General features: G+C 34.9%; 6 protein-coding genes and 1 pseudogene. 4 read left to right on the forward strand and 3 right to left on the reverse strand.

What is annotated here, in order from left to right:
• Positions 1-75: 75 nt before the first annotated feature.
• Positions 76-1,052: pseudogene (locus NSB03_RS14365) on the forward strand (six-hairpin glycosidase); the annotation flags it as partial.
• A gap of 87 nt (positions 1,053-1,139) precedes the next feature.
• Here the strand turns inward: NSB03_RS14365 and NSB03_RS14370 are convergent.
• From NSB03_RS14370 to NSB03_RS14380, 3 genes are read right to left on the reverse strand one after another with little or no spacing between them, the layout of a single operon-like run.
• On the reverse strand, positions 1,140-2,897 hold the full coding sequence (locus NSB03_RS14370; protein WP_135039294.1) for a family 43 glycosylhydrolase: 1,758 nt from the start codon (positions 2,895-2,897) through the stop codon (positions 1,140-1,142).
• 42 nt (positions 2,898-2,939) lie between these two features.
• The gene (locus tag NSB03_RS14375; RefSeq protein ID WP_024987867.1) at positions 2,940-4,421 is read right to left on the reverse strand and encodes a family 43 glycosylhydrolase; all 1,482 of its coding nucleotides are present in this window, start codon (positions 4,419-4,421) and stop codon (positions 2,940-2,942) included.
• 47 nt (positions 4,422-4,468) lie between these two features.
• Positions 4,469-5,926 (reverse strand): carbohydrate binding domain-containing protein, encoded by a 1,458-nt coding sequence (locus NSB03_RS14380; protein WP_024987866.1) that lies wholly within the window; start codon positions 5,924-5,926, stop codon positions 4,469-4,471.
• Positions 5,927-6,231: 305 nt separating this feature from the next.
• Here NSB03_RS14380 and NSB03_RS14385 point away from each other — a divergent pair, with 305 nt between their 5' ends.
• The 3 genes from NSB03_RS14385 to NSB03_RS14395 all read left to right on the forward strand — a co-directional run bounded on the left by NSB03_RS14385 (position 6,232) and on the right by NSB03_RS14395 (position 15,082).
• Positions 6,232-10,278: a hybrid sensor histidine kinase/response regulator transcription factor gene (locus NSB03_RS14385; RefSeq protein ID WP_257466458.1), complete on the forward strand. Its 4,047-nt coding sequence runs from the start codon at positions 6,232-6,234 to the stop codon at positions 10,276-10,278.
• A gap of 275 nt (positions 10,279-10,553) precedes the next feature.
• Complete coding sequence (locus tag NSB03_RS14390) at positions 10,554-13,517, forward strand: SusC/RagA family TonB-linked outer membrane protein (protein ID WP_024987865.1); 2,964 nt, start codon at positions 10,554-10,556, stop codon at positions 13,515-13,517.
• A 17-nt stretch (positions 13,518-13,534) separates the two neighbouring features.
• Positions 13,535-15,082, forward strand: coding sequence for a RagB/SusD family nutrient uptake outer membrane protein (locus NSB03_RS14395; protein ID WP_024987864.1), 1,548 nt, complete (start codon positions 13,535-13,537; stop codon positions 15,080-15,082).
• The last annotated feature ends 20 nt before the right edge of the window (positions 15,083-15,102 follow it).

The following is a 15,102-nucleotide window of genomic DNA, read 5'->3' on the forward strand; positions in this document are numbered from 1 at the left end:
ATAAGTGCATATTTGAATTTTATGAGGCAAAGGTATCAAAACCTTATGATATAAACCAATTATGAACATCTACTTAACGAAAAGAATGGAATATATTTGAATGATACCCGTAATTGTAATCCTGTTGATCGGGATGAGGGCGCCGAACGTGTCGGGATGGGAGTTTTGTTGGCTAAATATTATCAGCTACATCCTAATGATGATATAAAAACTGCTTTGTTGAAGTATGCAAAATTTCTACGTAATAGATTGCAGGAAAGTGATTACAAGACATTTTCTTCTGTTGACCGTAAAGGACGGAATAGAGCATATAACTATGCATGGGTTGCGGATTTCTATTTTCATAATCCAAAATCACAGGAGACAAGCAATATGCAGTGGATGGCTATATGACTTTGCGGTCTATGTTTCGTCAGTTCGGACATGGTTTTTATGCTATAGGGATTCCTGTGCATTTAGGGTTGCAAACATTGAAAGCTGCCGATATGGATGTTGAATATGAAACTCTGAAGAATGATTATATACAGGTTGGAGATACTTTTGTGAAAAACGGACTGAATTATCCGGCAAGTGAGGTTAATTATGAACAAGCAATTGTAGCTCCCTCAATTATTTTCTTGTTACAGCTTTATCTGGAAACGGGAATTCAAAAATATTTGGATGGAGCTAAACAGCAAATGCCGGCATTGGAAGCGTTTAATGGGAATCAACCAAGTTATCATCTGAATGAAGTTGCAATCCGGCATTGGGATGGTTACTGGTTTGGAAAACGGGAGATGTGGGGAGATACCTTTCCTCATTATTGGAGTACATTAACAGGAGCTGCTTTTTATCTGTATGCACAATGTGTCGGAGATAATACTTATAAAAGACGTGCTGAAAATATCGTAAGAAACAATCTTTGCCTGTTCTTTGAAGATGGTAAGGCCTCTTGTGCTTATATCTATCCCAATAGAGTAAATGGCGTAAAAACCGGATTTTATGACCCTTATGCTAATGATCAGGATTGGGCATTAGTTTATTATTTATTGGTGAATAAGGATATTTATTAGTGAGTGATAGCAAGCTTTTTAGATAACAATAAAGCCGGTTAATGTTTGAAGTTAACCGGCTTTATTGTGACTTTATCTATTTACTTGTTATTCTGGGATACCCAAAGCTGTAAATTCGTAAATGCCGTCAGCCCACATTGCGGAATTACCTTTATGTACATTGACAACACCATAGATGCGTAGACGTAAATATCTATAGGCTGTAGGATCTTCTACATTCAGAATCAGAAATCCCACTTGCCAATTTGTTCTACCATCCACAAGCATTTTGTAACTTTTGCCATCCGGACTCCCTTCGATTGTGTATTTATAGGCTGCTTCAGAGCCATTGACTAATCTTGTGGAAAGATTAATTTCTGAAATTCTAGCTTTTTTCTGCATGTCTACAGTGAACATATAAGGTGTACCTATGGTAGCATTTGAACTTTTTTGGAAGTAAGTAGAGGAGTCTAAGCTCGCTCCATCCGTAATACAGTCAGCTTTGACTCCTTTTGCTCCAGGTACAGCAGATGTAACAGGAACGTTTAATGTCAAATTCTTACCATTTTGTACAGGGATAATTCCATAATTGTCATTGAATTCCAAATATCTGTAATAATCCATGGAAGCATACCCTTTATTAAATGCAGCAATAGTGATTCTGGGAAAGTTACCGTCCGGAGTTTTATATTTCCGTTGTGCCCCCCAATGATAGCTCCATACTCCATAAGTCGTTCCTACTTTACTAATTCTGTTAAACTGTGCATCAAAAGTTGTATTATTACCGATTTCTCTTATAGGTGTCCATTCACCTGCCAAGTCAGTTGTTGAGGTATACATCGTTTGGCTTGGATACCATCCGGAAGCCTTTGAACTGAAGAAGTAGTATTCTCCGTCTTTTTTGATAATTGCAGGAGTTTCTCTATGTAATCCTTTACATATTGTATTGACTAATTCGACTGGTTTTGTCCAGGAGGCATCCAATTTATATATATTTATATCACTGTTTGTGTTAGTGGCAGAAAGAAGATATGCCGTATTATCATCATCAATAAAAAGCGATTGATCTCTTGAATCATGTCCTAATGGACGTTCCATAGTACCTACTTCAAGTTTACCTTTAGGGGTAATTTGCGCTAGATAGATTTTAGCTGCTGTGTATCCATTTTCATCTTCATAATGCGAAGATAATACGACTTTTCCTGTCTTTGGATTATATCGGAATGCATTACCTTCCATTTTGACATTCGGATAAAAGGCCAACTCTCTAGGAGTACTCCAACTTCCATTTAATCCTGTTTTAGAGTAACTTTCAGTGACTAGCCATCCTTTGAGTTGTTGTCCATCAACAGTCTTCTCCGTATTTTCTATTTTATAGGAAAAATAAAGATCATTGATTTTCATTCCTTGTGGTTTGTTACCGGAGGGTTCTTTTGTGATGTATTTGCCATTCAGGTTGTCGTAAACTTTACTTTCACCGGTAGGGATAAAAGTGGTAGCTTGTTGAGAAATGGAAGTCGCAACTTTTTGTCCGTTATAAAAAGCTTCTATATGGTAAGTAAAAGTTTTGTTGACCATTAGGTTGTAATCATCGTATGTGTTACCTTTAGCTTCTCCAATCAGGTTATTGTCACGGTATATTTTGTAGAGGTCAGCATCTTTTCGTTGCATCCAGTTTAACTTAACATTGTTGACTTCATTGCTGTCTGCTAGTTTGAAAACGGTAGTTGTGACTGCCCAACTACTTACTGTCTCCATACTGATCTCTCGGGATTGAAAAGCGAAAGAAGGAACAGTTGACAGATTGGGCAGACATATAAAAATGAATAAGAGGTAGATCTTTATTCGTTGCTTCTTTATATTCATAATCTAATTAATTTAATTAATTGTTTGAAATATGTCTGGAAGTTATTGGACTCCCATTAGTTTCAAATTATTAGTCCTGTAAGTTGCAGCGAAAATGTCTGCTTCTTTATATTGGTATTTATCTGAATCGAAATATACAGCAAAATCCTGCATAAGTTTTTTAGAATATTCTGTAAGGTATAAACTTGTTCCATCGAATGTATTTGAACCGGAAACAGTAATATATTTCTTGTCTTTTGCATTCTGTATCTGATAATAACCGTCTTCTAGCAAGTTAAATATCCAACATTGAGCATCATTCTGTTTTTCCGGATTTAAACGCAGGGTTCCGAACAATGATTCTAAGAATTTTCCAGTCTTAATGTCTTTTAGTTTATATCCATTAGGAATATCAGTTTTAATAAACTCCAAACTTAAATTAATGGTATCATTGTCATCTGCTATACTAAAACCATTAATCGGTTTTGATACCAAACGGTCTGAGTTTTTCTCCAATAGTGAATAAATATTACCGTTTATGATCTTTTCAGCTCTTTTATAACGGTACATTTTATCAAAGATACTTAAATCCCATTGGTTATACCACTTCACTACTGGATATCCTGAACGCATACTGATCGGCAACCATACATGGTGGGATTTCTCTACATTTTTGGAATTCCAGCGATCTCCCATATAGATATATGCATTTGTTTTATTGTTCACTTTAAAAACATAGCAGCTTTGTGAATTATAAGTTACTTGTTTTAGTTTGTCTACTGCAAAGTTGCGACCGGTAGTCCATTCATTTAAAATACTAGTAGTATATGCTGTTTTTCCTGGATTAGGAGCCCAGCCAGTACAACCCGAGAACAACCCATAATAGTAATCACCAACTTTAAAAATAGCTGGTGCCTCGTATTTTAGCCCTTTCAATATTTTGGTTTCAGTAGGGGTGGGTTCTAAATAATCATCTCTCAATAAAGAAACATTCATATTAGTATTCATGTCTGTTGAACAGAAATGGTAGGCATCTCCGTTTGTATCTACAAAAAGAGTTTGGTCACGTGATTCGTTTTTGTTGGGACGAAAAGTTTTATATAGTATATAGGGACCCTCTATTTTGTCACTTATTGCCACACAGACTCTTGCAGCTCCATATCCATCACCACTTTCCCAATGAGTCCACATGACCCACTTTTTTGTTTTAGGGTTATAAATAACCTTAGGACGTTCGAATAGACGTCCATGCGATATGTCATTCATGTCTTCTTTAGGTTCTCCTTTTGTTTTTAAAGACAACCCTAGCCGCTTCCAATTATATAAATCTTTAGACTGATAACAACTTACCCCATTAGAAACAAAGCCTGTACGATCTTCTCCAAACCAGTAATAAAATCCATTTTCAAATACTACACAACCGCCATGTGCGTTGATTTGTTCTCCGTTTATATCATTCCACAAAACACCCGGACTAATCTGAGTGTTTTGTGAAAAAGCAGAAATAACAGAAAACATAAAGTATATAAATAGAATATGTCTCATAATTTTGCTATTTATTCTTCTATATTTTAATATATCTTTTGGCAATGTTATTTAGATGGAAGATTAATTGTTATAGTAGGTTGCATGGGGGCATAGGCACCGGATTCATCAATAGTGAAGTATTCTATATCTGCAGTGTTATCCACGAAACCAAATTTAGGTGAATAAGTGCGTGATATTCCAGTAAGTTTGGCATTGTCCACACAAACAGCGCTGATATCATTTCCCCAGCCTCCACGTCCTACTGTGAAAGATACACGTATCTGTTTGCATGTGGCAGAAGTTGTATAGTCCATTGAATAAGTTTCCCAATTGTCACTAGCTATTTCAGTGATAACTTTTTTCTCTGGATCTTCGACTTCTTCTATAATCATTTTACCTGTGAGTTTTCCTTCTTTCTTGGCTATTCCTCCCTTTAATAAGGCAGATAATGTGTAAGTTTCGTTAGGTGCAACATCTACCACTTGCATTAAAATACCATCACTCCAACCTGTTGCCCATTTGTAAGGTCTGATCTCAAAAATGTGGTTATCCAAATCCTGATTGTTATCTATTTCTTCTGGAAGAATCTGTTGTTCTGAATTCCAACGGTCACCAATAACGATATCCCATCCTTCAATTCTAGTAGCTAATTTCGTTTCTGGATTAATGTCAAATTCTCCTTCAAAGTTCGGATTCTTTAATAGATTCTCTACAGCTTCGCCAACTTCTCCTGCAAAATAGGGTTGTGGAGCATAGTCCATAATGCGAACAGAATCCACAGGAATTCCATCTCTATAGATAAAGGCGCGATTGTCTGGCGTTATGGCAAAGCGATAAGTGTGTGCTTGGCCATCATTATTATAGAACTTACCTTTTCCTCCTGTTTTCCCATTTGTAGCCGGATTGTTGATCTCTTTTTTATATGCATTAAACAATCCGATTTCGTTAGAGGTGATATATGCTTTGAATCCATAACCTTTTTCATTTACGAAATAAGGATAAAAACTTTTCTCCGAATCATCTGTTTTTATTCTGAATTCAATTGTATATCCTTTAGTGTTGGGAGTAAATTTTTTAGTGAATTCTGTATCATTTCCTTTCATATAAACAGGAGATGCAGCAATCTCTTTTACAGGAAGCTCCGTTCCATATCCTTTTACACTTACATAAGAACGGGTATCTCCGCTTCTTAGAATGATTTTTCCTTCAGTCAGTATTTTAGTACTGTTCAGGGTTACGGTTACTTTTTGTTTTCCTGAGTTGGCTGGTATTATAGTTGGAGTTACAGTAAATCCATTCGGAGCAGTAATCGTTATTTCTTTTCCGGGTAATGCTTTAGAATCTACAAAGAAGGAAGATGATTCATTTGTACCATTGATTGTTAATGATGGCAGATGCTCATCTGTTGGTGTTTGTACCGTTTCTTTAGGTTCATCTTTAGGCTGAACTGCATAAGTGGCTGCTGTACTAATTACTAGTAATGCCATTGATAGGAACATGATTTTTACATATCTCTTTTTCATGATACAGAAATGTTTTATAAGTTAATTGTTTAATGATTGAATTTTTGTTCAAAACGCCATTTATTTATTTTTCGTTTGCAAAATTGCAGAATCCTATTTAATTAGGAGTACTATAATAAGTCAAATGCGTTTAATTTTGAATTATCTATTTGATAAAGGGCAAAAATCATTCAGAAAGGTTTAAAAATCGACCACATGTATCTTTGTTAGCCTTTTATTAGTGTATTTTAAGAGATTTGAGTATCGTTAAAAGCTTTTTTTGTTTAATATTGCATCAGAAATACATCTTTATACTGAGTGTTACTATGAAACACAAAATGAAATTATATATAATACTTGTTTTTATTCAAATGCTCTCATGTGCTTTTGCACAACAAATGTCGGTGACTACTCTTTCATTAAATAATTATTTGCCTTCTAGTACTGTATTACGGGTTCATTGTGACCGAGAAGGTTTTTTGTGGTTGGGAACTAAAGATGGTCTATGTCGTTACGATGGTTATCGGGTATTAGTCTTTCGTTCCGGATTAAAGACTCCGGATCTTTTAACGAATAATGAAATTACTTGTATTACAGAGAATAGGAATGGGTATTTATTTATAGGTACTAAAGAAGGGATTAATATTCTGAATAAGAGAACTTATCAAATAACTCCAGTTGAACATAATGAATTGAAGGATCAAGAAATTAGAACAATGATTGTAGATAGTGAAGGGTGGATTTGGATTGGAACATTGACATCTGTATTTCGTTGCTCTGCCGATTTTTCTTTTTGTAAAAGATATGATTCTGCTTTACCTGTTACTAGCGTGAATTCTATATATGAAGATGCTGATAAAAAAATTTGGGTAACTTTATGGGAGAGGGGATTACACCGATATGATTCGAAAAAGGATACATTTGTTGCTATGCCTCAAATCGGAACATTAAATAATCCGTTTAGAGTTTTTCAGGATGATAAGAAACAACATTGGATATTGGCTTGGGAAAGTGGAATTTTTTTGTTTAATCCTGAAGAAAAACAGGATTTGATGTATAGGCATGTAGATATAAAAAGTGATGAGCATTGGGATGAAAGTGGTTGTTTTAGTATAACTCAAGATGATAAGTATGGGTATATATGGATTGTATCTACACAAGGTCTTTATGCTCTTCAAAAACGTCCGGGAGATGTGATAAATAGTGTTGATATATCTTCTATATCTTCTAAATTGAATAATATTTTTAGTGAGATAGTAAAAGATAAATCTGGTAATTTATGGATTGCAGCTTTTAACGAAGGATTGTCCATGATTGATTTAAATAAACCTTTAATTCAAAACTATTCTTTTCCTTCTATTCGTGAAAAAACTGGTTTTATCACAAATATAAAAAATATTTATGAAGATGGTGATGGTGATCTGTGGATTGACCAAAATCGTTGGGGAGTAGGGATCTTCAATCCTGGAACAAATAAACTTCAACTTTATACAGATATTCCTTCTTTGAAAAATGTGCCCAATTTGAGAAATATTAGTTGTATCATATCTGTTCCATTATTGAATGAAATTTGGTTGGGATCTGAATATTATCCGGAAATTTATAGAGTGAAAAAAGAAAAGGATAGGATAGAACTATTAGGGACCTTAAATTTGAGTAACTATGCAGATAATCCGGGATTTCCACGCATTTTTTATGAAGACAGCAAACATAATCTTTGGGTTGTAACAACTAAAGGTATTTTGGTTAAACCAGAAAAAGAGAAAAATCTTCAAGATACAAAATTTCCGTCAATGGATATAACTGGGATTGGGGAAGGTAAAGACGGAACTTTATGGATTGGTACAAGAAAACAAGGTATATATAACGCTATAGTGTCCTCTAATCTGACATTTGAAAAGAAAGGTTTAAAAAATCTGACTACTCAAACAGATAAATTGGTTAGTGATAACATAGGAGCAATTTGTATAGATGATAATGGCTTGATGTGGATGGGGAGTCAGGATGGTGATGTGTTTACATATGATCCTCGGACGAAGAAAGTTGAAAACTTATCCAATATGTTTGATATGATCGAAGAAGGTATTTTTAATATTATAACAGATCAGTTAGGGCATATTTGGATCTCTACCAATAAACGAGTTATTGAGTATGATCCTAAAAATGGTGGTATTATGGATTACTCAACAATGGATGATGTAATGGTAAACTCATTTATGCCTAATTCTTATTTGAAAACTCGTTCTGGAAAAATTCTTTATGGAGGAAATAAAGGGATTTCGGTATTTACTCCTTATGAACATTTGTCTGATAATCCTCGTAGAATTAGAACAATGGTGGCAGATGTGAAGATAGATGGTGTCTCCAGTCTTTTGGAAAAGGATAATCAACGTTTCAATTTGAGGAGCCAGACTATTTCTTTCGATGCGGGAGATAAGAATATTGAGATAGATTTTTCTTCCTTAAACTATGCATTTCCAGATAAAATTAAGTATGCATATAAGATGGAGGGGGTTGATGATGATTGGGTGTATGTTAGAGGTGACCGTCAGTTTGCATTCTATAATCAGCTTCCTAAGGGTAAACGGACATTTTATTTGAAGACAACAGATACAAATGGATTGTGGAGTAATTATATTGCAGAAATTCAAGTATCTAAGGAACCTGCGTTTTATGAAACTTGGTGGGCTTATATGTTCTATGTTGTGTTGGTTATTTTATCTTTATATCTTTTTTATCGAAGAATGAAGAGACGTTTACAATTACGTCATGAGTTAAAGATAGCACAAATCGACAGGGAAAAATCAGAAGAACTAGTTCAGACTAAATTACGTTATTTCACAAATATCTCACATGATTTATTGACTCCGCTTACTATCATTACATGTTTGATTGATGATGCGGAAATGACGAATGGTAGTCGAATCTCCCAATTAAGTATGATCCGTTCCAATGTGAACAAATTGCGAAGATTATTGCAGCAGATTCTGGATTTTCGTAAGGTGGAAAGTGGAAACATGAAGTTATCTGTTTCGAAAAGTGATATTGTTTCATTTATAGATGATGTATGCAAGGTTAATTTTGCGCCATTAATAAGAAAAAAAAGTCAAACATTTACTTTTTCTACAGAAGACAAACATTTAATAGCTTATTTTGATAGAGATAAGATCGATAAAATTGTATCTAATTTATTGTCCAATGCTTGTAAATATACAAGTGAGGGTGGGGAAATAAAATTAATAATGAAATCCTATCAGAATGCTGAACATACTCATTTACGTATTCAAGTTGTTGACACAGGTGAAGGGATTGCTCCTGATGATTTGGAGAATATCTTTGAAAGGTTTTATACAGCAAATAAAGGAGACGAAAGTGAATCTAATGGGATTGGATTATCATTGACAAAAGATTTAGTTGAATTGCATCATGGAACGATAGAGGTAGAAAGCGAACTAACTAAAGGTAGCACTTTTACTGTAGATTTTCCTATTGATAAAGACAGTTATCAAGAAAATGAGTTGATAACGGGAGAAACTTCGGTTAATGATAAAAAGGCGGCTATGATTTTTGAACATGAAGACTTGGATGAGTCAGGAGTAGTCGAAGATGCACAAACCAATGATAATCATTTATTATTGGTTGAAGACAATGAAGAATTATTGTACCTTATGGAGAAAATTTTATCCAGACAATACCATGTTCTCGTTGCAAAAAATGGGCTGGAGGCTTTGGATATAATAAAGGATAATGAAATAGATATTATCATAAGTGATGTGATGATGCCTGAAATGGATGGCTTGGAATTATGTCGTAACATAAAGTCTAATTTGGAAACCAGTCATATTCCTGTTATTTTGTTAACGGCTAAAAATACGGCGGAAGATCGTATTGAATGTTACAATGCAGGAGCAGATGGATATATATCCAAACCGTTTGAATTGAAAATACTGGAAGCTCGTATTAATAATTTTATAATTCATAAAAAAAGTAAGCAAGAGGAATTTCGCACTAATGTAGAAGTCGATATTGATTCTTTGGAGACTTCTTCCATTGATAAAGATTTTCTTGATAAGGTTGTTTCTGTTATAAAATCTAATATGGCAGAGGGAGATTTTGATGTTGTTCAGTTAGCGGATGCTTTGGCTGTATCCAAGTCTTCGCTTTATAGAAAGATGAAAATAGCGACCGGATTGTCACCGATTGAGTTTATTCGGAACATAAGATTAAAGCATGGTAGCCAATTATTAAAAAATAAATCAATGTCTATTGCAGAGGTAGCCTATGAATGTGGTTTTTCTAATCCAAAATACTTCGCAACTTGTTTTAAGGAAGATTTTGGTGTAACTCCCAAAGAATATCAAAAGTCTTGTTAGAATAGAAAATATATGAGTCTATAAGGGTAGGTACGCATCTTAATGTAAAGGTGCGTATCTTTCTATATATCAGTTTCTTTTATATCCTCTGAATGATTTCTAGACTAATGTTGAATGATTTTTAAACCTATTATAAACTATGGCAATTATGATTCAAAATTGCACGTTTTTGAATGATTAGAGGACTTCTTTCTATTGGATAACTCGCACTTTTGTACTGCAATTAATGCATAACTAATACTTATATGATCTAAAAAACTTATAAATCTAATAGTATGGTGGTAACTTTACCTGATTTTTCTTTGCAAAAGCCTTTTTGTCGTTTACTTGTCGCTGTAGGCTTTTTAGGATTTAGTGGGACAATAGTATCCCAGTCAAATACTCCTGATTCTGATTCTTTGGGAGTCCATAAAAAAGAAAGTTTTCAAGAAAAGAAAATTCTTTTTAATGTAGGACCTCGTTTAGTTGTAAATCGGGGAATGGATTCTGATAAGACGAATGATACTGTCGATATTAAGAATCTGCAACGCTCTCAATTTCTCTCTATTCAACAGTTGCTTAAAGGAAATGCATCCGGTGTGTATACCCAGGAAAACAATGGTGAACCAGGGAGTATACAAAGCATGTTGATTAGGGGAATTTCATCTCCGATTTTTTCCAATAAAGATGTTTCAGGCGTTCAACCGGCAGTTTATGTAAATGGTATTCCGCTTTCTTTGGATCATCCATATATGTATGATATAAAACAGTACGATGTAAATCCTATTGGGAGTGCAACTAATATTCTAGCCGGATTGGATATACAGGCCATTGAATCTATTGAAGTTATTAAAGATCCTCTGGCTTTAGCTAAATTAGGCCCTTTGGCAGCTAACGGTGCTATCTGGATTGTGACAAAAGATGGATACTATGGTGGTAGCAATGTCTCTATTAATGCGTCTGGAGGAATTGTTTTTGCTCCTTCCAAAGTAAAAATGACTAATGGAGGATATGAAAGGGCATTTCGACAAAAGTTTTATGATACTTATAAGATACCTGCTGAACAACAATATTATCCTTCTTATTTAGCAGATCCAAGAGAATCATCTTATTTTGGAGAACCAGACTGGGCTGATTCCTATTATAAATCTTCTCCTCTATATAATGTGAGCGCATCCATTGGAGGTGAAAACTCATTAGCTAATTATATATTTACATTAGGGCTTACCGAGGAGTCCGGAGTTACAAAAAATGTGGGAAATACCAAATATAACATTGGTTTTGCTTTGAATATAACTCCTATACCAGGTTTTACTGTGAGTACTTATATCAATGCAAATAGAATTGATCGTAAAAGAAACAAAAACTTCATGGATCGTTTGACGGAGATGGAATATTTACCTGATTTGTCTACCCCAATTGCGCCTAGTGGTGGAGCCTATGAGCGTTTTCTTGGTTATGATGATTTGACCAAAGAAGAAAATCTGAACAATTTGTTGAATGGCTATTTATCTATGCGCTATATCAAAAATCGCTTTCATGTGAATGCCGGAGTTCTTCTGGATTATAATACTAATGTGCGTCATGTATTCTGGCCTTCTACCCTTATGGAATCTGTCAGTTTTGTTTCTGACTATTCAGGATACAACAGACGATTGATTGGTAACGCTTCAGTTGGATATCTATTTGATTTGACTCCTGCTCATGCATTAGATCTTCGTTGGGATGGTTCGATACAAAGTGATTACTATCATTATAATTATAGTAAGGGATATGATGGAGAAGACGATACAAAAACGACCAGTAACTCAGGAGGTTTTACAAGAGTTTATCGTTTTGCGGACCGATTAGAAACGCGGTTGGTTTCTACTTCATTTGCTTTGGATTATAATTTTAAAAAACTTTTATATGCAAGTGCATTAATAAGATACGATGGTGCTTCTAATGTTCAGTTAGATAAACGCTGGTTGTTTTCTCCTGCTTTTTCTTTAGGATGGGATTTGAGAAAACAATTCTTTAATAATTCAGCTCTTTTTTCTAAACTGTCATTAAAAGCTTCATGGGCACGCTTAGGACATCTAGTACAATCAGACAGATTTACATTAGGTCCTAACTATGTTTCGTCAGAGTTGGGATGGAGTGGACAATCAATGATATCTTCTTCCAATGGTTTTGCAACAGTAACTCGTCCTTATTCAATAGGCTGGGTAGATTATGGTATGGGATGGCCTTATTCGGATAAATTAGGTATTGATTTGAATGCCTCTTTTTTAAATAGCCGTGTTAATATCGGGCTTAGTTTTTATGAAAACCGGGAAAAAGATATTATTCTTCAGATGCCTGTATCTCAAGAGTTTGGATATAAATACAGGTTTGTTAATGGAATGGAAATATCCAATAGAGGTGTCGAAATGAACGTATCGGCTTCTCCGCTTGCTATAAATGATCCGAAGCGTTTAAGTTGGGATATTTCTTTGAATATGAGTTTCAACCAGAATGAGTTGAAAAAACTACCTTCAGGATTGAATGAAGTTGTTACCAATAGTCGTAAATTTGAAGTAGGCAAGTCGGTTGATGCTTTCTGGATTTATCAGAATAATGGAATCTATGCTGATAACAGTGAGGTTCCGGTTAAGGACGGTAAACCATTGAGTATAAATGGAGTTCCCTTCCAAAAAGGTGATCCGAAGTGGACAGATGTTAATGGAGATAATATAATTGATGACAATGACCGAGTGTTGAAAGGTCATGCACTTCCTCGGTTTATAGGAGGATTAACTAATCAATTCAAATATAAACAGTTTGATTTTAGCTTTCATTGGTTTTTTGCTCTGGGGCATAGCGCACTGAATGTCAGAGATCAACAGCGTTATGATTTTATGACATTAGATCGTACGAAGTCCATCCGTTCTGTAAAAGAAATATTCTTTTGGCAAGAATTGCCGAATCAGAAAGATGATTATCCTATCTATAATCCGTTGAGTAAAGTGTATCCATATAGAGCAGAGCAAGATTTATTCTTAGAAAAACTTTCATATTTAAAATTGAGAAATGTGACTCTGGGCTATACCCTTCCATTAAAAGGTGAAAAGAACCGGATAGTCAAAAGTCTTTATTTCTACTTGACAGCCAATAATTTGTTTACTATTACAGGTTTCTCTGGCAACGACCCCGAATTAGTTGGTTTCAATGGCAATTATGATGGCTACTCTATGCCTATCCCTCGTTCTGCATCCTTAGGCTTACGTTTCAAATTTTAACCTCAAAATATAGTAATATGTTCAGTAATTTATATCGAAAAATAACACACTTTTTACTGTTATTGGGTGTTGGCTTTTCTATGATACTTGTTTCCTGCAATGATTTTTTGGATGTAGAATCCAAACGTATAGCTAAGGAAGATCAGCAATGGAGTACTCTTGAAGATACTCGTGCTGCATTGATGGGAGTATATGGCTTGATGCGAGCTGCTTTGGTTGAAAATAATGCATATTGGATTTGTGGTGATTTACGCGGAGGAGATTTTAGTGTAACTGATCGTCTTGATCTTCAGGCAGTCGTAGATAATAATCTGAACGAGCCATTTCCGATAATGAAGGAAATTTCTAATTGGAGAAGATTTTATGCTGTTATAAACGCAGCTTCTATTTTTATAGAAAAGGCTCCGGGAACTTTTGAGAAAGATAAATCCTATTCAGAAGAAAATCTGATGTTGGATATAGCACAAGCTAGAGTACTAAGAGCTTTTGCTTACTTCAATATGGTACGTATATGGGGAGATGTTCCTTTAGTTACTTATTCGTATGATAATGGCTCTTTTCCCAGGATGAAGCGGACGGACGCCAGTCTTGTGTTGAGCTATGCGAAAGAAGAACTGGAAAATGCATTAACAGTACTACCTTTCCAGTTAGGTTCTAAAACAAGCCTTTATTATGGTAAAGAAGGGAAAGACTGGCAAGGTATCTTATTGAATAAATTGTCTGTATATGCTATTCTTGCACACATCGCAGCTTGGGAAGGTAATTATTTGAATGCAGAAACTTATGCTGCGTATATTATGGACAATGCGAGTCGTGTAGAAGCAAAATATATTGGCGTAGCAGATCTGACCTCTTCACAGGGACTTTTTCTGACCAACTCCGACTGGAGAGTGTCCCGCATTGTAGGGCTTACTTTTGATCATAATGAAAGCGAGGCATCACAGAATGGACATCTTGAAGAATTGACATTAGCAGCTCCGCTTGTGCAGAAAAGCACTCCTGATATATACGTTTCAAAAGACAGTTTGTTTTCCATATTCAATAATGTAGATGATCAAAGGTTCGGTATTGACTCGAAGAGTGGTAAATACTATACCAGTTATGTTCACAATGTTGAATCTCAATATCCTATTTTTAGTAAGATTAAAGTTATTCAGAATGGTAATCCTACGACTAATGATTATGCTATTTTCGGATCAGCACTGGTATTTAGTCGTCTTGAAGACATCACATTGCTTCGTGCAGAAGCTTTGTGTGCAATAAATCAACCAGAACAAGCTCTAGTACATCTTAATACAATAAGAACTGCCAGAGGAATGAGTGCAGTTTCTTATAAAAAAGATTTTAATAGTGATAAGTCAAAAGTTATTCAAGCTGTATTCGAGGAGAGAAGAAAGGAACTAATGGGAGAAGGTTGGCGTTGGTATGACCGGATACGTCAAGAGAAATTGTTGAATAATGATACAAAACTACGAAAACTAATCAATGAAGGAGGTATTTACTGGCCTATTGATCAGGATATTCTTACCAATTCTATGATTGAGCAAAATACTTACTGGCAATGAATCTGAAAACTATTGTTTTG

The organism is Bacteroides acidifaciens (assembly GCF_024623065.1).
GTDB lineage: Bacteria > Bacteroidota > Bacteroidia > Bacteroidales > Bacteroidaceae > Bacteroides > Bacteroides acidifaciens.

Excerpts from the sequence above, each read along its gene's own strand:
- NSB03_RS14370 (WP_135039294.1), bottom strand. The coding sequence starts at position 2,897 with ATGAATATAAAGAAGCAACGAATAAAGATCTACCTCTTATTCATTTTT.
- NSB03_RS14390 (WP_024987865.1), top strand. The coding sequence starts at position 10,554 with ATGGTGGTAACTTTACCTGATTTTTCTTTGCAAAAGCCTTTTTGTCGT.
- NSB03_RS14385 (WP_257466458.1), top strand. The coding sequence starts at position 6,232 with ATGAAACACAAAATGAAATTATATATAATACTTGTTTTTATTCAAATG.
- NSB03_RS14395 (WP_024987864.1), top strand. The coding sequence starts at position 13,535 with ATGTTCAGTAATTTATATCGAAAAATAACACACTTTTTACTGTTATTG.
- NSB03_RS14375 (WP_024987867.1), bottom strand. The coding sequence starts at position 4,421 with ATGAGACATATTCTATTTATATACTTTATGTTTTCTGTTATTTCTGCT.
- NSB03_RS14380 (WP_024987866.1), bottom strand. The coding sequence starts at position 5,926 with ATGAAAAAGAGATATGTAAAAATCATGTTCCTATCAATGGCATTACTA.